This window comes from Actinacidiphila sp. bgisy167 (assembly GCF_057707665.1).
In genome coordinates, this window is sequence record NZ_JBYIQP010000002.1 from 1 (window position 1) to 21,698 (window position 21,698).

The 21,698-nt window shown below is 72.5% G+C and carries 21 protein-coding genes and 1 pseudogene; 4 read left to right on the plus strand and 18 right to left on the minus strand.

The features are described from left to right. Positions 1-99 precede the first annotated feature (99 nt). Complete coding sequence (locus AC3ET4_RS01045; RefSeq protein WP_431944804.1) at positions 100-738, plus strand: HAD family hydrolase; 639 nt, start codon at positions 100-102, stop codon at positions 736-738. A 14-nt stretch (positions 739-752) separates the two neighbouring features. Here AC3ET4_RS01045 and AC3ET4_RS01050 read toward each other — a convergent pair. Both AC3ET4_RS01050 and AC3ET4_RS01055 read right to left on the minus strand, forming a co-directional pair. Further along, positions 753-998: pseudogene (locus AC3ET4_RS01050) on the minus strand (transposase); the annotation flags it as partial. Positions 999-1,170: 172 nt separating this feature from the next. Beyond that, positions 1,171-2,382 (minus strand): pyridoxal phosphate-dependent aminotransferase, encoded by a 1,212-nt coding sequence (locus AC3ET4_RS01055; protein ID WP_431944806.1) that lies wholly within the window; start codon positions 2,380-2,382, stop codon positions 1,171-1,173. 105 nt (positions 2,383-2,487) lie between these two features. Here AC3ET4_RS01055 and AC3ET4_RS01060 point away from each other — a divergent pair, with 105 nt between their 5' ends. Beyond that, positions 2,488-3,102 (plus strand): winged helix-turn-helix transcriptional regulator, encoded by a 615-nt coding sequence (locus tag AC3ET4_RS01060; protein WP_431945071.1) that lies wholly within the window; start codon positions 2,488-2,490, stop codon positions 3,100-3,102. A 138-nt stretch (positions 3,103-3,240) separates the two neighbouring features. Here the strand turns inward: AC3ET4_RS01060 and AC3ET4_RS01065 are convergent, their stop codons facing one another. The 15 genes from AC3ET4_RS01065 to AC3ET4_RS01135 all read right to left on the minus strand — a co-directional run bounded on the left by AC3ET4_RS01065 (position 3,241) and on the right by AC3ET4_RS01135 (position 18,283). Further along, positions 3,241-3,996 (minus strand): sirohydrochlorin chelatase, encoded by a 756-nt coding sequence (locus AC3ET4_RS01065; protein ID WP_431944808.1) that lies wholly within the window; start codon positions 3,994-3,996, stop codon positions 3,241-3,243. Between the two features lie 2 nt (positions 3,997-3,998). Next, a complete protein-coding gene (locus AC3ET4_RS01070) occupies positions 3,999-4,919 on the minus strand; it encodes an ABC transporter permease (protein ID WP_431944810.1) in 921 nt (306 codons plus the stop codon). Then, positions 4,906-5,700 (minus strand): ABC transporter ATP-binding protein, encoded by a 795-nt coding sequence (locus AC3ET4_RS01075; protein ID WP_431944812.1) that lies wholly within the window; start codon positions 5,698-5,700, stop codon positions 4,906-4,908. Before AC3ET4_RS01075 ends, AC3ET4_RS01070 begins: the two co-directional genes overlap by 14 nt. Positions 5,701-5,753: 53 nt before the next feature. After that, positions 5,754-6,881, minus strand: a complete 1,128-nt coding sequence (locus AC3ET4_RS01080) for an ABC transporter substrate-binding protein (RefSeq protein ID WP_431944814.1) — start codon at positions 6,879-6,881, stop codon at positions 5,754-5,756. Positions 6,882-7,280: 399 nt separating this feature from the next. Then, on the minus strand, positions 7,281-8,630 hold the full coding sequence (locus AC3ET4_RS01085; RefSeq protein ID WP_431944816.1) for a sulfate adenylyltransferase subunit 1: 1,350 nt from the start codon (positions 8,628-8,630) through the stop codon (positions 7,281-7,283). A gap of 2 nt (positions 8,631-8,632) precedes the next feature. Beyond that, complete coding sequence (gene cysD / locus AC3ET4_RS01090) at positions 8,633-9,568, minus strand: sulfate adenylyltransferase subunit CysD (protein ID WP_431944818.1); 936 nt, start codon at positions 9,566-9,568, stop codon at positions 8,633-8,635. 118 nt (positions 9,569-9,686) lie between these two features. After that, positions 9,687-10,232: an adenylyl-sulfate kinase gene (gene cysC, locus AC3ET4_RS01095; protein ID WP_431944820.1), complete on the minus strand. Its 546-nt coding sequence runs from the start codon at positions 10,230-10,232 to the stop codon at positions 9,687-9,689. A gap of 104 nt (positions 10,233-10,336) precedes the next feature. Continuing rightward, the gene (locus AC3ET4_RS01100; RefSeq protein WP_431945073.1) at positions 10,337-11,011 is read right to left on the minus strand and encodes a phosphoadenylyl-sulfate reductase; all 675 of its coding nucleotides are present in this window, start codon (positions 11,009-11,011) and stop codon (positions 10,337-10,339) included. Between the two features lie 29 nt (positions 11,012-11,040). After that, a complete protein-coding gene (locus AC3ET4_RS01105) occupies positions 11,041-11,220 on the minus strand; it encodes a hypothetical protein (RefSeq protein ID WP_431944822.1) in 180 nt (59 codons plus the stop codon). After that, a complete protein-coding gene (locus AC3ET4_RS01110; RefSeq protein WP_431944824.1) occupies positions 11,217-12,914 on the minus strand; it encodes a nitrite/sulfite reductase in 1,698 nt (565 codons plus the stop codon). Before AC3ET4_RS01110 ends, AC3ET4_RS01105 begins: the two co-directional genes overlap by 4 nt. A gap of 168 nt (positions 12,915-13,082) precedes the next feature. Continuing rightward, a complete protein-coding gene (locus tag AC3ET4_RS01115) occupies positions 13,083-13,166 on the minus strand; it encodes a putative leader peptide (protein ID WP_431945075.1) in 84 nt (27 codons plus the stop codon). 93 nt (positions 13,167-13,259) lie between these two features. Next, entirely contained in the window at positions 13,260-14,297 is a 1,038-nt protein-coding gene (locus AC3ET4_RS01120; protein ID WP_431944826.1) for a carbohydrate kinase family protein, read from the minus strand. A gap of 26 nt (positions 14,298-14,323) precedes the next feature. Continuing rightward, entirely contained in the window at positions 14,324-14,902 is a 579-nt protein-coding gene (locus AC3ET4_RS01125) for a GNAT family N-acetyltransferase (protein ID WP_431944828.1), read from the minus strand. A 97-nt stretch (positions 14,903-14,999) separates the two neighbouring features. Next, the gene (locus AC3ET4_RS01130; protein ID WP_431944830.1) at positions 15,000-16,289 is read right to left on the minus strand and encodes a helix-turn-helix domain-containing protein; all 1,290 of its coding nucleotides are present in this window, start codon (positions 16,287-16,289) and stop codon (positions 15,000-15,002) included. A gap of 359 nt (positions 16,290-16,648) precedes the next feature. Further along, complete coding sequence (locus AC3ET4_RS01135; RefSeq protein ID WP_431944832.1) at positions 16,649-18,283, minus strand: acyl-CoA dehydrogenase family protein; 1,635 nt, start codon at positions 18,281-18,283, stop codon at positions 16,649-16,651. Positions 18,284-18,301: 18 nt separating this feature from the next. Here AC3ET4_RS01135 and AC3ET4_RS01140 point away from each other — a divergent pair, with 18 nt between their 5' ends. Then, a complete protein-coding gene (locus tag AC3ET4_RS01140) occupies positions 18,302-19,462 on the plus strand; it encodes a YihY/virulence factor BrkB family protein (protein ID WP_431944834.1) in 1,161 nt (386 codons plus the stop codon). 139 nt (positions 19,463-19,601) lie between these two features. Continuing rightward, positions 19,602-20,279: a helix-turn-helix domain-containing protein gene (locus tag AC3ET4_RS01145; RefSeq protein ID WP_431944836.1), complete on the plus strand. Its 678-nt coding sequence runs from the start codon at positions 19,602-19,604 to the stop codon at positions 20,277-20,279. 91 nt (positions 20,280-20,370) lie between these two features. On the opposite strand, the gene AC3ET4_RS01150 is transcribed toward AC3ET4_RS01145, so the two are convergent. Next, a complete protein-coding gene (locus AC3ET4_RS01150) occupies positions 20,371-20,763 on the minus strand; it encodes a VOC family protein (protein WP_431944838.1) in 393 nt (130 codons plus the stop codon). Positions 20,764-21,698 lie beyond the last annotated feature (935 nt).

The following is a 21,698-nucleotide window of genomic DNA, read 5'->3' on the forward strand; positions in this document are numbered from 1 at the left end:
GTGGCGCGTGGGTCGTTACTGGGGCTGAGGCGGAGCACCACCGGGGAGCGGTCTGCGACGGCACGCCTAGCCGCTGCGGCCTCCGGAGGGAATGAGGCTGTGAAGAAGTACATCCTCTCCGATCATGACGGCGTCCTGGTCGACACCGAGTTCTGGTATTTCAAATCCGCGGAACGCGCCCTGGCGGAGGCCGGTTTCACGCTGGACAAGGATCAGTACCTTCAGGACATGGCCCGTGGATCGGGCTCATGGGCCCAAGCCAAGGCGGCCGGCATCGAAGACCGGACCCTCAGCCGGGTTCGCGAGGCCCGCAACGGCTACTACCAGGAGTACCTGAGGACTGAGGCCATTGAGATCGAGGGCGTCGTCGACACTCTTGCCGAACTGTCGGCGCACATCCGCATGGCCATCGTGACGACCGCGAAACGGGCCGACTTCGACATCATCCATGAGAAGCGCCAGATCAGGCAGTTCATGGATTTCGTCATTGTTCGCGAAGACTACCAACTCGCCAAGCCGCACCCGGAACCGTACCTGGCCGGGCTGAAGCGCTTCGGCGCAACCAGGGAGGAGACTCTGGTGGTGGAGGACTCGGCCAGAGGACTGACCTCGGCGGTTGCGGCCGGTATCGACTGCGCTGTTGTCCATAACGAGTTCACGAAGGACAACGACTTTTCCCAGGCAAGTTACCGGATCGACAGCCTGAGCGAATTGAAGGGCATCCTCCGGGTGAGCTGACCACCTTGGCGCGGCTAACCTGCTGGCCCGACCTTCTTGGTCCAGTCGGTGCGGGGGCTTTTGCGGGTGAGGCGTCGGGTCATCATGGTGATGAGTGCCCAGTTCAGGTGGGCTTCAGAGTGCTGCGGGAGACGTTCGTAGTCGCGTGTGTTGCGGCGGGCGTTCATGCACCAGCCGATCGTGCGCTCGACTTTCCAACGGCGGGGCAACACGACGAAGCCCTTGGCCCCTTTGGGCCGGGAGACGATGCGCAGGCTCAGCATTGGCCAACGGGTCGTTCGCCAGAACAGTGCGGTAGGCCGCGCCGGTCCTCGTCGGTGAGCTTCTTCGTCCACACCGGTTCGGCGAGCACCCGCTGGACGAGCGCCGACGGTTTTCCGCCGCCCTGCCGTAGCCGCTGGTCAGTGCGGGGCGCCCGGCCCCCGGGAGGTGTCACTGCCGGTAGCCCGCGAGGAAGCGGCCGATGCGGCTGATCGCCGCGTCCAGGTCGTCGGCCCGGGGGAGGGTCAGGATGCGGAAGTGGTCCGGGCGCGGCCAGCTGAAGCCGGTGCCCTGCACCACCTGGATCTTCTCCCGGAGCAGCAGGTCGAGCACGAACTTCTCGTCGTCGTGGATCCGGTGCACCTTCGGGTCCAGCCGGGGGAAGGCGTACAGCGCGCCCTTGGGCTTGACGCAGCTGACGCCAAAGATCTCGTTCAGCTTCTCCCATGCCTTGTCACGCTGCTCGTGCAGCCGCCCCCCGGGCAGGATCAGGTCCTTGATGCTCTGCCGTCCGCCGAGCGCGGCCTGGATCGCCTGCTGGGCCGGGACGTTGGGGCACAGCCGCATCGATGCCAGCATCGTCAGGCCCTCGAGGTAGCTCCTGGCGTGCTGCCGAGGGCCGGTGACGACCAGCCACCCGGAGCGGAAGCCCGCCACCCGGTAGGCCTTGGACAGCCCGCTGAAGGTCAGGCACAGCACGTCGGGGGCGAGCTGGGCCGCCGTGTGGTGGACGGCGTCGTCGTAGAGGATCTTGTCGTAGACCTCGTCGGCGAAGACGACCAGGTGGTGGCGCCGGGCCAGGTCGAGCATGCCCTCGAGGAGTTCGCGCGGGTAGACCGCGCCAGTCGGGTTGTTGGGGTTGATGATGACCAGCGCCCGCGTACGGCTGGTGATCTTCGAGGCGATGTCGTCGAGGTCGGGGAACCAGTCCGCCTGCTCGTCGCAGAGGTAGTGAACGGCCTTGCCGCCGGCCAGGTTCGTCACGGCCGTCCACAGAGGGAAGTCCGGGGCCGGGATCAGCACCTCGTCGCCGTCGTCGACGAGGGCCTGGACGGCCATCTGCACCAGTTCCGACACCCCGTTGCCGAGGAAGACGTCGTCCACGCCGACGTCGGCGAGCCCGCGCTCCTGGTAGTGCTGGGCCACCGCCCGCCGGGCGGACAGGATGCCGCGCGAGTCGCTGTAGCCGTGCGAGGCGGGGAGCGTGCGGATGATGTCCTGGAGGATCTCCTCGGGCGCCTCGAAGCCGAAGAGCGCCGGATTGCCCGTGTTGAGCCGAAGGACGCTGTGGCCGGCCTCCTCCAACGCGTTGGCGTGCTCGATCACCGGCCCGCGGATCTCGTAGCAGACGTCGGCCAGCTTGCTCGACTGCTTGTACTCCATGCGACGGCCTCCCGACCCGGTCCGGCGATCCTGCTCGGTGCGACTGCTCTCCTTGGTTTTACCAAGTACGTGCTTGGAAAGTCCAACTCCTTGTCTACACTGGGGATCATGCCGCGCCGAAGTTACGACCAGTACTGCGCCGTCGCCCGGGCCCTGGACACCGTCGGGGAGCGCTGGACGCTCCTGATCGTCAGGGAGTTGCTGGCGGGCCCCCGCCGCTACACCGACCTCCACGCCGACCTGCCCGGCGTCAGCACCGACGTCCTCGCCTCACGGCTCAAGGAGATGGAGCGCGACGGCCTGGTCAACCGCCGCCGCCTCGCGCCGCCCGGTGCCGCGTACGTCTACGAACTCACCCCGCGCGGCCGCGGACTGCTCTCGGTGCTCGGCGCCCTCGCCGAGTGGGGCGCGCCGGAACTGCGGGAACCCCGGCCCACCGACGCCGTCCGCGCGCACTGGGCCGCCGTGCCCCTCATGCGGCATCTCGCAGCGCTGCCCGGGGCGCTCGCGGGGGTGGTCGAGGTCCGCCTCGACGAGGGCGCCTTCCACATCGAACTGGGCGGTGTGACCCCGTCGTACGCGGACGGCCCCGCCGAACGTCCCGACGCGGTGCTGGCCCTGCCGGCGGGCGCCGTCCAGGACCTCGGCGGCACCCTGCTCGACGGCGGCGCGAAGGTCACCGGAGACGGCCCCCTCGCGGACGCCCTGCGCGGCGCCTGAGGGCCGTACACGACATTCCGCTCGGCCCGCGCCGCACTGCCCGGCGGCGCTCGGCGGACGGGCATGGGGCGGGGTGGGACGGGTCGTTCGGCTGTCCCGGCCTCTCGCGCCCTGAGGCCACGAGAGGCTGCCGCCGCCTCAGGCCGACGCGAGCGACACGCGCGGCAGCAGCGCCTCGTCGAAGCGGCGCAGCAGCAGCCGGGCGACCTCGGGGGCGTCGCCGAGGACGTCGGCGAGGACGTCCGCCCCGGAGGCCTGGGCGCCGCGGGCGATGCGGTCGGGCAGGAAGCCCGGCGCGAGGACGTACGGCGCGACGGCGATGTGCCGCACCCCCTCGGCGCGCAGGGCGCGCACCGCCTCGTCGGTGGTGGGAAGGGATGCGGAGGCGAAGGCAGGCCGCACGTCGCGCCAACCGGTACGCCGCCACTCCCGCGCGATGTCCTCGATCACCGCGATCGCCTCCGGGTCGGAGGAGCCCGCCGAGGCCAGGACGATCCCGGTCGAGGGGCGGTCGCCGGGGCCGAGCCCGGCTTCGCGCAGCCGCCGCTCCAGGGCGCCCAGCAGCAGCGGTGAGGGGCCGAGCACGCCCGCCCGGCGCACCCGCATCCCGGCGTGCCGCGCCGCGCACTCGCGCAGCACCGCCGGGATGTCCGACTTGGCGTGGAAGGCACGGGTCAGCAGCAGGGGAAGGGCCACCACGTCGCGCACGCCCTCCGCGGCCAGCCGGTCCACGACCTGCGGCACGTCGGGGGCGCAGTGGTCGAGGAAGGCCGTCTCCACCCGTTGTCCGGGGCGGGCCGCACGGACCTGTTCGGTCAGGGCGTGGACGGTCGCGGCGTGCCGCGGGTCGCGGCTGCCGTGGGCGATGACGAGGAGGACGTGGCGCGCGGTCATGGTCAGCCTCGAGCGAGCAGGCCGCGGCCGCGCAGCACCGTGCGTTCCAGCGGCGCGAAGACCAGCAGTTCGATGCCGATGCCGACGACCAGGATGAGCAGGATCGCGGCCAGCACGCTCGGCATGTCGGACAGTTCGCGTCCCTGCTCGAGCAACTGGCCCAGGCCCACGCCGAGGTCGGGGGAGGTGGCGATCAGCTCGGCGGCCATCAGGGAGCGCCAGGAGAACGCCCAGCCCTGCTTGAGGCCGGCGAGGTAACCGGGCAGGGCGGCGGGCAGCAGCACGTGCCGCACCGCGTGGACGCCGGTCGCGCCGATGGTGCGCCCGGCCCGCAGGAACAGCGGCGGGATCTGGTCGACGCCCGCGACGAGGCCGTTGGCGATCGAGGGCACCGCGCCCAGCAGCACCACGCAGTAGATCGTGGCGTCCGACAGCCCGAACCAGATGATCGATGCGGGCACCCACGCCACCGACGGCAGGGACTGCAGGCCCGACAGGATCGGCCCGATCGCGGCCCGCACCACCCTTACCCGCGCCACGAGCAGGCCGAGCGGCGTGCCGATCACGACGGAGGCCACGAAGCCCAGTGCGCCGCGTGACAGGCTGGTCCAGACGTAGCCGAGCAGGGTGCCGTCGAGCCACTTGTCCTGCAGGGCCCGTCCCACGTCAGCGGGACTGGGGAGCTGGTAGTGCGGCTTGACCTCGAAGTGGTACGCGAGCTGCCACACCACCAGCACCAGGGCGATGGCGACGAGCGGGGGGACGGCCTTCTGCAGCAGCACGCGGGCCGGCGGCACGCGCGGGGCGGAGGGCGTCTCCAGGGCGTCGAGCCCGGCCCCGATCCCCGCGAGATCCCCGGAGGGCGCGGTTTTCGCGGCGTCGGTGGCGTGCGCGGCGTGCGCCTTCGTCTCAGTGCTGGCCATGGCGGCGGATCTCCCCCCGGAGGTGTTCGGTGATCTCCACGGAGAGCTCGGCCACGGCCGAGTCCTCGATGCGGCGCGGCTGCGGGATGTCGACCTTCCACTCCCGGGCGATCCGTCCCGGCCGCGAGGAGAGCAGCACGACCCGCTCGGCGAGCCGCACCGCCTCACGGACGTTGTGGGTCACGAACAGCACCGACAGGCGGGTCTCGGACCAGATGCGGGTGAGCTCCTCGTGCAGGACGTCGCGGGTGATGGCGTCGAGCGCCGCGAACGGCTCGTCCATCAGCAGCAGCCTGCTGTCCTGCGCCAGCGCCCGGGCCAGCGCGACCCGCTGCCGCATGCCGCCGGACAGCTCGTGCACCCTCCTGCCGTACGCGCCCTTGAGGCGGACGACCTCCAGCAGCCGCTCGGCCTCCGGGCGCCGCTCGGCGCGCGGCACACCGCGCATGCGCAGGGCGAGTTCGATGTTCCTGCCCGCGGTGAGCCACGGGAACAGGGCGTGGTCCTGGAACATCAGGGCCGGGCGGCCGCCGGGGGTGTCGATGCCCCCGGCGGTCGGCCGGTCGAGTCCCGCGACCAGGTTGAGCAGCGTGGACTTGCCGCAGCCCGAGGCCCCCAGGAGGCAGACGAACTCGCCGGGGGCGACGTCGATGCTGATGTCGTCCAGCACGTGCGTTTGCGCGCCGGGACGGCCGAAGGACTTCGAGACGTGCTCGAGCCGGGCGGCGTGGGGGGCCGTGTCGGCCGTCACGGCGGGCTGGTCGGTGAGTGCGGTGGCCATGGCGTCACCTCCTGAGGGCTGGGGTTGCGGGCTTCATCGGGTGCTGCCGGGGGTCAGCCGCCGAGACCGGCGTCGTCGACGGTGGGCTTCCCGTCAGCCTTCAAGACCTTGTTGAGGAGCGTCAGGTCGTAGATCCCCTCGAGGTCGGGCTTCTCCAGCAGGCCCGCGGTGACGGCGTGGTCGGCCTCGGTCCGCAGGGTGGACGCCAGCGGGTCGTCGATCACCTGGATGCTCTTCCACGCCGGGTCGATCACATCGGCGGGCAGCGGCTTGCCGGAGAGCCTCTCCAGCTGGGCGTTGGCGTCGGCCTTCGCCTCCTCCGGGTGGGCGTTGATCCAGGCGTTGGTCTTCACCGAGCCGCGCAGCACGGCCTCGACGACGTCCGGGTGCTCCTTGAGGAAGGCCTGGGAGACGATCACGTTGGTGATGACGAACTTCTTGTCCGGCCACAGGTCGCTCTCGTCCAGGAGCACCTTCGCGCCCTCGGCCACCAGCTTCGAGGCGGTCGGTTCGGGCACCCACGCGCCGTCGATGGAGCCGGTCTTGTAGGCGTCGGGCGTCACCTTGTTGTCCGTGCGGACCACGGAGACGTCGCCCTTGCCGCTGGTGGGATCGACCTTCCAGCCCTGCTCGGCGATCCAGTTGAGGAACGCCACGTCCTGGGTGTTGCCGAGCTGGGGCGTGGCGATCTTCTTGCCCTTGACGTCCTTCAGTGTCTTGATCTTGTCCGGGTCGACGACCAGCTTCACGCCGCCGGAGGCCGAGCCGGAGATGATCTTCAGGCTCTTGCCGCCGGACTTCGTCCAGCCGTTGATCGCGGGGGAGGGGCCGATCCAGCCGATGTCGATGGAACCGGCGTTGAGGGCCTCGATCTCGGCCGGGCCGGCGTTGAACACCGACTCCTTGATCGTGGTGCCCGATCCCAGCTCGTCGGCGAAGAAGCCCTCCTTCAGGCCCACCAGCGCGGTGGCGTGGGTGAGGTTCGCGAAGTAGCCGATCTTCACCGTCGAGGCGGACAGCTTCTTGCTGGTGCCGCTGCTCGCGGCCGCACTGGTGGTGTCGTCCTTCTTCTCGGAGCCGTAGCCGCACGCGGCGAGGGCCAGTAGCGGCAGAAGGGCGGCGCCCGCTATGAGGCGGCGACGGGCGGACGTTCTCGGGGCGGTAATGCGATCGGCAGTCACGGGAGGCGGTCCTCTCGATGGCCCCGGCTCGCGCCCGCTAGGGCGTGTTTCGAAAGTAGCGCCGGCCGCCCGAAGGGCGGGTCCCGCGGCGTCTGGTGCGGTGCATCGCAAGGCGGAGAGTCGTCCTCGTAGTGGGCTACTCGGACGATTCGACAACGCAGCGAGGTGCCGTGCCGGGCGTCGCGGGACAGGCGGGACTTTCGAAACACGCCCTAGGGCGCGCCGGGGTGGTGGCTGTCTGGTGGTCGGTGGTGCGGCGCCGCGTGCGCGGCGCGGGTACGGTGCTCGGCCGGGGTCAACGCGCACATCGCGTGACACCGCCCGTGCCGCTGCCCAGAGCGCCGCTGCCGACGCGACCGCCCTCCTTGGCGAAACCCGCGAAGGCGTCGTCGAACGCCATCAGAAATCCCACCCCTCGTCGTCGGCGGCCGCGCGGTCGGCGGCCGTGGCGGTGCGGACGGCGAAGGCCTCGCCCGCCATGCCGGCGGTCAGCGTGGCGCCGTCCGCCGGGTCGATCAGCAGGAAGGAGCCGGTGAGCCGCGAGTCGGCGTACGCGTCCAGCGGCAGCGGCTCGGCGGTGCGCAGCACCACCGCGCCGATGTCGTTGACGCCGAGCCCGCCCGGCTCGTCCTGGTGCTCCAGCCCCCGGGTCAGGTCGATCCGGTACGGCAGGCGCTTCACGATCGCCTTGACCGTGCGCGTGCCGTGCTTCAGCAGCACGCGCGCGCCGACCGTCAGCGGCCGCTCGTGCAGGTGGCACACGGTCGCCTCGACGTCTTGCGTGGTCTTTGGGGCGGCGTCGGACGGCGCGATCAGGTCGCCGCGCGAGACATCCAGGTCGTCGCTGAGCAGCAGGGTCACCGACTGCGGCGCCCATGCCGCGTCGACCGGGGTGCCGAGCGCGTCGATGCCGCTGATCGTGCTCGTGAGCCCGGACGGCAGCACCGTCACCGGGTCGCCGACGCGCAGCACCCCCGAGGCGATCCGCCCCGCGTAGCCGCGGTAGTCCGGGTGCTCCGCGGTCTGCGGGCGGATCACGTACTGCACGGGGAAACGCGCGGGGTGCCCGCTGGGGTCGCTGCCGACAGGCACGGTCTCCAGGTGCTCGAGGACCGTCGGCCCGCCGTACCAGTCCATGGTGGCCGACGGGGCCACGACGTTGTCCCCGGCCAGCGCCGAGATGGGGATCGCGGTGACCTCCGGGACGCCGATCGAGGCCGCGTAAGCGGTGAACTCCTCGGCGATGGCCGCGAAGACCGGCTCCGACCAGTCGACCAGGTCCATCTTGTTCACCGCGAGCACCACGTGCGGCACCCGCAGCAGCGCGGCCACCGCCGCGTGCCGGCGGGTCTGCTCCACGACGCCGTTGCGGGCGTCCACCAGGATCACCGTCAGCTCGGCGGTCGAGGCGCCGGTGACCATGTTCCGCGTGTACTGCACGTGCCCCGGCGTGTCCGCCAGGATGAAGCGCCGACGCGGCGTCGCGAAGTAGCGGTACGCCACGTCGATGGTGATGCCCTGCTCGCGCTCCGCGCGCAGGCCGTCGGTGAGCAGCGCCAGGTCCGGGGCCTCCTGGCCGCGGCGGGCGGAGGCCAGTGCGACCGCCTCCAACTGGTCGGCGAGCACCGACTTGGAGTCGTGCAGCAGCCGGCCCACCAGCGTGGACTTGCCGTCGTCGACCGAGCCCGCGGTGGCGAAGCGCAGCAGGGAGGTGGCCGAGAGCTGCTCGGCGGCGGTGCCGGTGGTCATGGCTAGAAGTACCCCTCGCGCTTGCGGTCTTCCATCGCGGCCTCGGAGAGCTTGTCGTCGGCCCGGGTGGCGCCTCGCTCGGTGAGCCGGGACGCGGCGATCTCGGCGATGACGGCCTCGATGTCGGCGGCGTCGGAGTCCACCGCGCCGGTGCAGGACATGTCGCCCACCGTGCGGTAGCGGACCAGCCGGGTCTCCACCGGCTCGCCGTCCTTCGGGCCGCCCCAGTCGCCCGCGGTCAACCACATGCCGCCGCGCCGGAACACCGCGCGCTCGTGGGCGTAGTAGATCCCCGGCAGCTCGACGCCCTCGCGGGCGATGTACTGCCAGACGTCCAGCTCGGTCCAGTTGGACAGCGGGAAGACCCGCACGTGCTCACCGGGGGCGTGCCGGCCGTTGTAGAGCTGCCACAGCTCGGGGCGCTGGCGGCGCGGGTCCCACTGGGAGAACTCGTCGCGCAGCGAGAACACCCGCTCCTTGGCGCGGGCCTTCTCCTCGTCGCGGCGGCCGCCGCCGAAGACCGCGTCGAAGCGGTTCTCCTGGATGGCCTCGGTCAGCGGCACGGTCTGCAGCGGGTTGCGGGTGCCGTCGGGACGCTCGCGCAGCCGTCCGTCGTCGATGTAGTCCTGCACCGAGGCGACGTGCAGCCGCAGGGCGTGCTTCGCCACGGTGCGGTCCCGGTACTCCAGCACCTCGGGGAAGTTGTGACCCGTGTCGACGTGCAGCAGCGAGAAGGGCACCGCCGCTGGGGCGAAGGCCTTCAGCGCCAGGTGGAGCATGACGATGGAGTCCTTGCCGCCGGAGAAGAGGATCACCGGCCGCTCGAACTCGCCCGCCACCTCCCGGAAGATGTGCACCGCCTCCGACTCCAGCGCGTCCAGGTGGGACAGCGCGAAGGGGTTGCCGGTGTTCTCGCCGGCCGCGACGACCGTGGTCACGCCGTGCCCCCTTCGTTCGCGCCCAGGGCACGCACGTCTATGGTGCCCCCGTGTCCGTCCGGTTGGCGGACGCGCCGCCCGCCGGTCGGCTGCGGCCCGGCGGCCGCGAGCAGGTCGCTCACGCGAGTCCCCTCTCCACCAGGAGCGCCGTGACAAGCGCCGCTGAGTCCTCGACGGTGTGGTCCTCGGTCCCGATCCGCAGGTCGGGGGCCTCGGGAGCCTCATAAGGGTCGTCGACACCGGTCAGGCCGGAGATCTCGCCCGCGGCCTGCTTGGCGTACAGGCCCTTCACGTCCCGTACGGAGCAGACCTCCACCGGGGTGGCGACATGCACCTCCAGGTACGTCGTGCCCCGCGCCTCGTGGCGCTTGCGGACGGCCTCCCGGCTGTCGGCGTACGGCGCGATGACCGGGACCAGCACCTTGACCCCGTGGGAGGCGAGGAGTTCGGCGACGAAACCGATCCGCTGCACATTGGTGTGCCGGTCCTCGCGGCTGAAGCCCAGCCCGGCGGAGAGGAACTCACGGATCTCGTCGCCGTCCAGGACCTCCACGCGGTGCCCGTCGCCGCGCAGCCCGGCGGCCAGCGCACGGGCGATCGTCGTCTTGCCCGCGCTCGGCAGCCCCGTGAGCCACACCGTGGCCCCTGTGCCCGTCACGCCCATCGACTCCTCCCGGGAGGCCTGATCCGCCCGCTCCCACTGTCCTGCCGGTACCTGCTGCGCCTTCTGCGCTTCCCGCGGCGTCTGTCGCGCCTGCCGTGCCGTCATCAGCCGTGCAGCCCGCACTCGGTCTTGGCCCGTCCCGCCCAGCGGCCGGCCCGCGGGTCCTCGCCGGCCAGCACCCGGCGGGTGCAGGGGGCGCAGCCGACCGAGGCGTAACCGTCCGTCAGCAACGGGTTGCTGAGCACGCCGTGCTCGGTGACGTAGGCGTCCACGTCCTCCTGCGTCCAGCGGGCGATGGGGGACACCTTCACCTTGCCGCGCCGGGCGTCCCAGCCGACGACCGGTGTGTTCGCCCGGGTGGGGGACTCGTCGCGCCGCAGGCCGGTCGCCCAGGCGTCGTAGCCGGTCAGACCCTCCTCCAGCGGCTTGACCTTGCGCAGCGCACAGCACAGGTCGGGGTCGCGGTCGTGCAGCCGCGGCCCGTACTCGGCGTCCTGCTCGGCCACGCTCTGACGCGGCGTCAGGGTGATGACCCGCACGTCCATGACGGCGGCGACGGCGTCGCGGGTGCCGATGGTCTCCGGGAAGTGGTAGCCGGTGTCGAGGAAGACGACGTCGACGCCCGGCACGACGCGTGCGGCCAGGTGCGCCACGACCGCGTCCTCCATCGAGGAGGTGACGCAGAACCGGGACCCGAAGGTGCCGACGGCCCAACGCAGGACGTCGAGCGCGGGTGCGTCCTCGAGATCGCGGCCCGCCCGCTCGGCGAGCTCGCGCATCTCCTCCGGGGTGTGCCGCTGCACGCTGTTCACGCATCGCCTCCGTCGGGGGTTCTGCCACGCAGCCCCCGGGCCAGCAGACCCAGGAACTTCAGCTGGAAGGCGCGGTTGCACGCCCGGCACTCCCAGGCGCCGTGGCCCTGCTCCGCGGGGTGCAGGTCCTCCTCCCCGCAGTAGGGGCAGTGGAAGGGTGCGGCACGCTCGCTCACGACAGCGCCTCCTCGCTCGCACGCGTCACCCACTGCGCGAAGCGCTCGCCGTCCGCGCGCTCGGCCTGGAAGCGCCGCAGAAGGCGCTCGACATAGTCCGGCAGTTCGTCCGCGGTGACCTTCAGGCCGCGGACCTTGCGGCCGAAACCGGCCTCCAGGCCCAGCGCGCCGCCCAGGTGCACCTGGAAGCCCTCCACCTGGTTGCCCTCGTCGTCCAGCACCAGCTGGCCCTTGAGGCCGATGTCGGCGACCTGGATCCGGGCGCAGGCATTGGGGCAGCCGTTGACGTTGATCGTGATCGGCTCGTCGAACTTGGGCAGCCGGCGCTCGAGTTCGTCGATCAGCAGGGACCCGCGCGCCTTGGTCTCGACGATGGCCAGCTTGCAGAACTCGATGCCGGTGCACGCCATCGTGCCGCGCCGGAAGGGGGAGGGCCGCACCTGCAGGTCGAGCGCCTCCAGGCCGGCGACGAGGGAGTCGACCTGGTCCTGCTCGACGTCCAGCACGATCATCTTCTGCTCGACGGTGGTCCGCAGCCGGCCGGAGCCGTGCGCCTCCGCCAGTTCCGCGATCTTGCTGAGCGTGGCGCCGTCGACCCGGCCGACGCGCGGCGCGAAACCGACGTAGGAGCGGCCGTCCTTCTGGCGGTGCACCCCCACGTGGTCCCGCCACTGCTCGACCGGCTGGTCGGGGGCGGGGCCGTCGGTCAGCCTGCGTCCCAGGTACTCGTCCTCCAGCACCTGGCGGAACTTCTCCGCGCCCCAGTCGGCGACCAGGAACTTCAGCCGGGCGCGGTTGCGCAGCCGCCGGTAGCCGTAGTCGCGGAAGATCGAGATGACGCCTTCGAAGACGTCCGGGACCTCCTCCAGGGGCACCCACGCGCCCAGCCGGACCCCGATCCTGGGGTTGGTGGACAGCCCCCCGCCGACCCACACGTCGAAGCCCGGCCCGTGCTCGGGGTGGCGGACGCCGACGAAGGCGACGTCGTTGATCTCATGGGCCACGTCCAGCAGCGGCGAACCGGAGATCGCCGACTTGAACTTGCGGGGGAGATTGGAGAACTCCTTGTTCCCGACGATGCGGCGGTGCGCCTCGTCCACGGCCCACGTGCCGTCGATGATCTCGTCCTCGGCGATCCCGGCGACGGGCGAGCCGAGGATGACGCGCGGGGTGTCGCCGCACGCCTCGGTCGTCGACAGGCCCACGGCCTCCAGCCGCTGCCAGATCTCGGGCACGTCCTCGATGCGGATCCAGTGCAGCTGGATGTTCTGCCGGTCGGTGATGTCGGCCGTCCCGCGGGCGAACTGCTGGGAGATCTCCCCGATGACGCGCAGCTGCCCGGTGGTGAGCCGGCCGCCGTCGATGCGGACCCGGAGCATGAAGAACTTGTCGTCCAGTTCCTCCGGCTCCAGGATCGCGGTCTTGCCGCCGTCGATTCCTGGCTTGCGCTGGGTGTACAGGCCCCACCAGCGCATACGGCCGCGCAGGTCGGCGCTGTCGATCGCGTCGAATCCGCGGTAGCGGTAGATCGTCTCAATGCGTGTCCGCACGTTGAGACCGTCGTCGTCCCGCTTGAACTGCTCGTTGGCGTTCAGCGGGGTCATGTGGCCGGCCGCCCACTGGCCCTCGCCGCGGTGGCGACTCACCTTGCGGTGCGGCACGGCGGCCTTCGGCTGGTCAGGGGTGGAAGCCATGGCGATGCGGTCCTTCTGCAGGATGGAGAGAGGCGGTGGTAGCGCAAAAAGCCCCCTTGGCCAGCGGGCACGCCAGACGCCGCGGACAGCGCGGAGCGGGGGCGCGTCGTCGCGCCCGCGGGGCCGGGGACGGCCGGGATCAGTCCTTGAGGGGACGGCGGCGAGTGCTCAGCACGCCGGACAGATGGCGCTGGACATACGTCCGAGATCGACGTGCAGTCGACCTACCAAGGCGATTCCAGTGCGAGACATGCCGAAAGCGTGGCATGCGTTACTCGGACCAGTCCACCGTTATCCATATGATGGACGTTGTCATCCCGCATTCCGAGATATGGGCGGTGCCCGTCACCCGACGGGACGCCCCGGACTCAGGAAACCTGCCGCGATCGCCCGGAAACCGTCGTGCCCGCGGGTCCCCACATGCCGCAGCTTGTGGGCCGCCAGCGCGGCGCCCAGCCGCACGCCCGCACCGAGCAGGGACCGGTCCGCGACCAGCGCCGCCAGCAGCCCCGCCGCGAAGACATCGCCCGCCCCCGTGGCGTCCTCGACCTGCCCGTCGGGCAGCGGGCGGTGCCCGTAGAGCTCCACGGAGCCGGGCCGGTGGACCTCGACGCGGTCCGGGTACTTGACCACGGCGGCGCCCTCCCGCCGGGTCCGTACGGGGGCCAGCCGCTCGAACTCCCGCCCGTTGACCAGCAGGTAGTCGCTCATCGCCGCCATGGCCAGCACATCGTCGGTCGGCTCCGCCGACCAGATGTGCCCGGGGTCGAAACAGATCAGGGTCCCGGGTGAACGCCGCCGCACCTCCACCAGCAGCCGGTGCAGCGCCGCCCCGCCGTCCGGATCCAGGAAGGAGGTGACGTGCACCGCCCGGGCCGCCGCCAGGTAGCCGGCGATCTCCGTGAAACGCTCCCGCACATGGGCGGCGATCCCCGTGTTGGCGCCGGTGTGGGTCAGCAGCGTGCGCTCCCCGGCGTCGTGCACGGACAGGCAGATCCCGCACAGCCGGTCCGGGTCCCCGGCCACCAAGCGCCGGTCGATGCCGAGGCCGTCGAGGACCGCCGACGGGCCCGACGCCCCCAGGGGGTCGCGGCCCGCGACGCCCACGTAGCCGAGTCGCAGCCCCCGCCCCAGACGGCTCAGGGCGTGGAGGGCGTTGAAGGCCGAGCCGCCCGGCTCCGGCGTCAGCGGCACCCCCTGGGCGCGCAGCCACTCCAGCCCGGCGTGAACGGCTCGCTCGTCGACCATGCGCTCGCCGCCGCTCTCCAGCGGACGCCGCAGCCCCATCCGCGCGCCGAGCCTGGCCAGCACCTGCCTGCCGTCCAGGGCGGACGCCCCGGTGATGAGGTCGAGATTGAGCGCCCCGACCCCGACGACGTCCACGCCCCGCCCTCCCCCCTGGCCGGCCCCTACCGGGCTCCTGGCCACGGCCCCGTCACGGGCCTCCTGTCCTCTTCCCCCGTCTCGGTGCGGAAGATGCGGAAGCCGCGCTTCTCGTAATTGGCCAGCGCGTGCGGACCGTCCAGGCTGCAGGTGTGCACCCACACCCGCTTCGTGGGGGCGCGGTCCGGCCAGCGCTCGGCCAGGTCCCAGGCGCGGGCGATCCCGACGGACAGCAGGTGCCCGCCGATCCGCCGACCGCGGAAGGCGGGCAGCAGCCCGAAGTACGCGATCTCGACCTGGCCGTCGTCCTGCGGGTCCAGCTCGATGTAGCCGGCCGGGGTGTCCCGGTCGTACGCCACCCAGGTCTCGACGCCCGGGCGCTCCAGGAAGGACCGCCATTGCTCGTACGACCACGGCAGGCGGTCCGTCCAGGCGCAGTCCGAGCCCACCGAGGTGTACAGGAAGCGGCTGAACTCCGGGCACGGCACCTCGGCCCGCGCGATGCGGACGCCCGCGGCCGCGGGGTCCGGCTCCAGGGAGGGCCGCAGGTCGGCATGGGAGGTCTGCTCCAGGGACCAGGTGGTCACGGTGACGCTAGTGCTCATGCGCCACATTGTGCGGCCCCGGGGGGTCGGCGGGTCGGCGGCTCGCTGCGGTGGGCGGTCGGGGTGCGGGGTGGCCGGGACAGGGAGTCCGACCGGGTCACTGCCGCAGGCGTGCCTCGCGGACGGCGGGGGCCGTCGAGTGGGGGAGGAGGTCCATGGGATGGGCGGGGCGTACGACCTCGACGTGGACTCCGTCGGCGAAGCGGTAGGGGCGGTGGTCGAGCACCCCGGCGAGGGTGCGGCGCAACCGGGACATCTCGGCGCGCACCGTCACGGTGCGGGACGGGTCGTCGAACAGGTCGCCGGCGAGTTCCGCGGCGCTGCGGCCGTCCCGGTGCAGGGCGAGCACGAAGAGGAGTTCGGCGTGGCGCGGGCTGAGCTCCTGCGACCAGCCGCCGGCCGCACCGGAGACGCTCACCGTCCAGGTACGGGGACGGCCGAGGTCCAGCACCACGTGCCCGGCCGCCGGCGCCTCCTCCGGCGGGCCGACCCGTACCAGCCAGCCGCCCGGCAGGGGCTCCAGGGTGCAGGTGCCCAGTGCGGGCACCCAGGTGCGTCCGGCGCTCGGGTTGGCGGGCAGCGTGATCCGCTCGACGGGCGGCATCCCGGTCACGGCCGCCGTCCAGCCGTTGGGGTCGACGACCGCCGCCCGGCCCGGCATCCGGGCCAGCAGCGGGGCGGCGACCGAGCGCAGCCGGTCCACGGCCGCCCAGTGCCGGCTGCGCAGTTCGGCCTCGGCGACCCTCGTCACGGCGGTCACCAGCGACAGCATCGTGGGGTGCATGGCGGCCGCGGGCCCGCTGACGTCCACCGCGCCCAGCAGCCGTCCGTCGCGCGGGTCGTGCAGCGGGGCGGCGGCGCACGTCCACTGGTGGTGCACCCGTACGAAGTGCTCGGCGGAGTGCACCTGCATGGGGCGACCGGTGACCAGGGCGGTGCCGATCGCGTTGGTGCCGACGGCCTCCTCCGACCACGACGCACCCTCCGCGAAGCCGAGCCGGTCCGCGCTCCTGCGCACGGCCAGGCTGCCGTCCCGCCAGAGCACCCGCCCCTCGGGGTCGGTCACCACCATGATGTGCCGGGCCTCGTCGGCGACCGAGACCAGCCCGTCGCGCAGTGCCGGCAGTACGTCGCCCAGCGGGGTGCGGCGCCGGCGCACCTCGATCTCGTCGGCGGTCAGCACGCCGGTCTGACTGCCGTTGTCGGGGTCGACACCGAGGTCGAGGGCACGTCGCCAGGAGTCCTGGATGATCGGCCTGGGCACCGTACCGCCCGGTCCGCCGCTCAAGGCGGCGTCCCGCATGCCGGCGAGCAGCCGCGCGGAACGGCGCGGTTCCCCCGCTGAATGGACCGACAACGACCGTGCGTCGATCGGAACCTGGCTCATGGTGCTCCCCGCGTCCGTGTGCGCCGCGCTGTACGCGCCCCGGCAGTGACAGCGACGGCTCGGTGCTGCCACACCACTGCATATGGTGCCGCCGAGCCGTTCCCCGCGATGGGATATCAGGCCAATACCTTGCAACCGTCTGCAACGGTTGCGAATATGCCTGCAGTTGACGGACAGTGACGGCGCATCACGCTACTCGTACGGAGCCCTGAATCCGTACGACGGTGAGGCGAGGCCGGGGGTGGTGCCGAGTCGGCGCGGCACCACCCTCCGTGCGGCGCGGCGGCGGAACGTTTCCCCGCGGGTCCCGTCCCTCCGTCGGGACCTCGGGCGGACCGCCGCCGCACCCGCCCCCCAACTCACACCGGCGGGCGCGCCCGCTCCACGATCGCCGCCAGATCCAGGCCGTTCGGCAGGGTGCCGAAGGTCGCCCCCCAGTCGCCGCCGAGCCGTGAGGCGCAGAAGGCGTCCGCGACCGCCGCCGGGGCGAACCGCACCAGCAGCGAGCCCTGCAGCACCAGCGCCATGCGCTCGACCACCCGGCGCGCCCGCGCCTCGATCCCCTCCAGATCGGCCAGTTCCGTCAGCAGCGAGGTGATCGCGCGGTCCAGCCGGTGGTCCGCGCCGCGCGCCAGGCCGATCTCGCCGAGGAAGGCGTTCAGCGCCTGCGGCTCCCGCTGCAGCACCCGCAGCACGTCCAGGGCCTGCACATTGCCCGAACCCTCCCACACCGAGTTCAGGGGCGACTCGCGGAACAGCCGCGGCAGCCCCGACTCCTCGACGTAGCCGTTGCCGCCCAGGCACTCCAGGGCCTCGGCCACCAGGGGCGGGCAGCGCTTGGTGATCCAGTACTTGGCGACCGCCACCGCCAGCCGCCGCAGGTGCCGCTCCTGCTCGTCGTCCGTGTCGTACGCGGCCGCCAGCCGCAACACGGTCGTCGTGGCCGCCTCCGACTCCAGCGCCAGATCCGCCAGGACGTTGCGCATCAGCGGCTTGTCGATCAGCAGCCCGCCGAACGCGCAGCGGTGCCCGGCGTGGTGCACCGCCTGTGCCACCGCCTGCCGCATCAGCGCGGCCGAACCGGTCGCGCAGTCCAGCCGGGTGGCCGCCACCATCTCGATGATGGTCGCGATCCCGCGCCCCTCCTCGCCGACCCGGCGCGCCCACGTACCGTCGAACTCCACCTCCGCCGAGGCGTTGGAGCGGTTGCCCAGCTTGTCCTTGAGCCGCTGGATCAGGAAGACGTTGCGCGAGCCGTCCGGCAGCACTCGCGGCAGCAGGAAGCAGGTCAGCCCGCCGGGGCCCTGCGCCAGGACGAGGAAGGCGTCCGACATCGGCGCGGAGCAGAACCACTTGTGCCCGGTGAGCAGGTATGTGCCCTCCTCCGCCAGCGGCTCCGCCCGTGTGGTGGCGGCCCGCACGTCCGAGCCGCCCTGCTTCTCGGTCATCCCCATGCCGAACAGCGCCCCGGGCTTGCCCCCGGGCGCCGCGAGCCGGGGGTCGTACACCCGCGACGCGAGCCGGGGCTCCCACTCCGCGGCCAGCTCCGGGTCGGCCCGCAGCGCCGGCACCGCCGCGTGCGTCATCGACACCGGGCAGCCGTGCCCGGCCTCGGCCTGCGACCACACGAGAAAGCCCGCCGCGCGCCGCAGGTGACCGCCGGGGCGCGACCAGGCGTCGGTCAGTCCGGAGGACACGGCCCGCCCCAGCAGCCGGTGCCAGGCGGGGTGGAACTCCACCTCGTCGATCCGGTGCCCGTACCGGTCGTGGGTGCGCAGCACCGGTGGGTGGGCGTCGGCGGCCTCCGCCCACCCCCGCGCCTGCGAGGAACCGGCGGCCCGGCCGATGTCGCCGAGCTCCCGGTGGACCTCCTCCCGAAGCTCGGGCGCCACATGCCGTGCCACCCCCTCCACCAGGGTGGTGTCGGCGGCGTACACGTCATACCCGACCAGGGGCGGAGCCTGGTTGGTCACGGTGTGTGTGGGAGGACTCATGGCAGTTACGGTAGGCGCGTGCAGGCAGCAGACGAAACACCCGAGCGGCCCCGGCGAGGCCGCCTCCACCGGGCGCAGGCCCTCTACCGGAACGTATCCAAGCGCAAGGTCGGCTGGCTGCTGCTCAAGGACACGGTCAACTCGTGCATGGAGTACCGCGTCACCGGACTCGCCGCCGAAGCGGCCTTCTTCGTGCTGCTCTCGCTGCCGCCGCTGCTGCTGAGCCTCGTCGGCGCCATCGGCTACGTCGACGAGGTCATCGGCACGGACACGATCGACAACATCCGCGGCAACATCCTCACGGCCGCCGCAACCGTCCTGTCCGACAAGGGCGTCGACCAGTTGCTGCGGCCCCTGGTCGACGACGTCTTCGGCGGCGGCCGGCCCGACGTGATCTCCATCGGCTTCCTCATCGCCCTGTGGTCCGGATCGCGCGCCCTCAACGTCTTCGTGGACACGATCACGATCATGTACGGGCTGGAGGGCAGGCGCGGCATCATCAAGACGCGGCTGCTGGCCCTGCTGCTCTATGTCGTGGCCCTGGTGATCGGCGCGGTCGTCATGCCGCTGATGGTCATCGGGCCGGACGTGGTGGTGTCGCTGCTGCCGTGGAGCGAGGCCGTGATCCGGATACTGTACTGGCCGGTCGTCATCGTGCTGTCGATCGCGTTCCTCACCACGCTCTACCACGTCTCGGTACCGGTGCGGTCGCCCTGGTACGAGGACATGCCGGGAGCGGCCGTCGCCCTGCTGATCTGGGTCCTGGGCAGCTTCGTGCTCCGCATCTACCTCACCCAGACCGTCGAGGGCCCGACCATCTACGGGTCGCTGGCCGCGCCCGTCGCCGTACTGCTGTGGATCTTCGTGTCGGCCTTCGCGGTACTCGTGGGAGCCGCCGTCAACGCCGCCATCGACCGGGTGTGGCCGTCGATCGAGACGGCGGCCGCCCGCGAGGAGAACGCCCGGGCCAGGGTACGCGCCGCCGCAGACCTGGTCGCCGAGGCGGCCGCCCGCCGCGCCGCGTTCTACGCAGGTCCGGACGACGAGGTCGGCCCGGAGGACGCGCCGGCCGAATTCCCCGAACGCTGGGCGGGCTTCCTGCCACCGGAGGACGTACGGTCCCGGTTGCGCGGCCGCCGCCCCTCGGGCAAGGACGGCGGCAAGCAGCCGCGCGACTGAGGCGCTCCCGTCCGGCGGCCCTGGCCGGGCACGGCGGGGCGCGGAAGGCCCCGGGCGGCCACGGCCGTTCCTCGTCATAGCAAGGGCCGGACCGCGCCCGGATGCGGGCGGTGTCAGTGGCCGGTGCCATGCTGGAGCGGTGTACCGGGAAAGGGGCTCCTCCGTGCCCGGCGCCGTGCTGTGGACGCGGACAGCGGGCGCCAGGGCCGCCCGCGTGCTGCCCGACGGGTGCACCGACCTGATCTGGGGCGAGGACACCGGGCTCTTCGCGGCGGGCCCCGACACCGCCGCCCACCTGTCCGGCAGCCCGCCCGGCACGCGCTACGCGGGGCTGCGCTTCGCCCCCGGCGTCGGGCCCGACGTGCTCGGCGTGCCCGCGCACGAACTGCGCGACCGCCGGGTGGCGCTGGACGCGCTGTGGCCCGGCGCCGAGGCGCGCCGGCTCACCGAGCGCGTCGCCGCGGCCGCCGACCCCGGCGCCGCCCTGGAGTCGCTGCTCCTGGCGCGCGGCGTCCGCCACGTGGCGGACGCGTGGGGACCGGCGATCGCCGCGAGCCTGGCGGCCGGCGCCCGCGTGGCCGCGGTCGCCGAGGACGCCGGGCTCAGCGCGCGCCAGCTCCACCGCCGCTGCCTGGACGCCTTCGGCTACGGCCCGAAGACCCTCGCCCGCATCCTGCGCCTCCAGCGCGCACTGGGCCTGGCTCGCCAGGGCCACACCTTCGCCGACGTCGCGGCCCGCGCCGGCTACGCCGACCAGGCCCATCTCGCCCGGGACGTCCGCGCCCTCGCAGGCCTCCCGCTCGGTGGACTGCTGTAGGTGCACGGCCCGGCCGTCCGCCGGACACACCTCCACCGGGCCGCACGCTTCGGGGGGTGGCGAGGGTCCGGGAGCCCAGGTCGTGCACCGGTCATGACAGCCGTGCGAAGAGGTCCACCGGGTTCCCGTCCGGGTCGAGGACCGTGGCGTACCGCATTCCCCAGGGCGCGTCGAAGGGTTTCAGGTGCCCTGTGTATCCGGCCTCGGTCAGGTCGGCGAAGACCGCGTCCACCTCGGTCGGACCGTCGCACGCGAAGGCCAGCGCCATCCGGTGGCCACCCCGCGGCGGCGTCCACGAGGAATCGAAGGACAGGACCGTCTCCTCGGTGTCCCACGCCAGCCGCAGTCCTCCGGGCAGTGCCGCCTCCACGTGCGGTTCGGCGTCCGCCGCGGCGGGGATCTCCAGCCCCAGCCGGCGGTAGAAGGCCAGGGAGGCGGCCATGTCGGACACCACGATTTCGACGACGTCGATACGAAGAGTCATGCCGCAACGCTAGGGCCGGGCAGCCCGGGACGGCTTGAACGAATCGGACGCGCGGCGACGTTCCCGCTCCTGGACAGGGGCGTGCCGTCGGCCGCGTGCAGCCGGCGACTCGGTGGACGCCACAGCGGCCGCCCGGCACTCCGCGAGGTGACCGCTCCACGCACCCTGGCCCGGTTCGGCCGTACAGCAGCCACCGGTCCGCTGCACCGCGGCGCGACGCTCCACGACGTCCAGGCCGTGTTCGGGCCGCCGCGGGACATCGGTCGAGTCGGCAGGCGGCGCCCTTGGCCCCATCTGTTCTCCTCCGCAGACGCCGAGTTCTGTGTCCGCCGCTGCCGTCGCGTCACGCTGATCAGCGCGCAGATCCGGCGAGACGCCATAGAGCTCTATGTCCCGGGAACGAGGGCACTGGCCCACGTCCGCGGGGCCGCTCACGCGTGCCCGGGGCACCGCGGAACTCGCGTCGTCCGGTCGCCGCCTCAGCCCTGTGACTCTCAACCGACCACCTGGCCGGCTGGCCCTGCGGGTCGAGACGACAGGCGTCACCTCACCCTGACCTTCCGGGCTGAGGCCGGCTCCCAGCCCCTGCCGCAGAACGCCGGGCACTGGATCAGCGCCCACGAGTGCACGCCCCCGGCAAGCGGCGCTCGGGATGACGGCTCCGGCGCGTGAGAGAACCGGTCCCGGTGGATCGCCCGACGGCGTGGCGTTCCGAGGGTGTGACAACGGGACCGGCACTTCAGGGGCGCGCCCCCGACCCGACTGTTGGCGGCCGACCTGGACATGGGGATCGGCGTGCCCGACCGCAACGACGCGGGGCTCGACACGAGGCATGCCGAACCCGCGCCCCACCGCGGAACCCGATGTCCCGCGTCACCGACGCCTCCTCGGGTGGATGACCGGTGACGGGACGGCGAACGCTCGAAGCCGCCGAC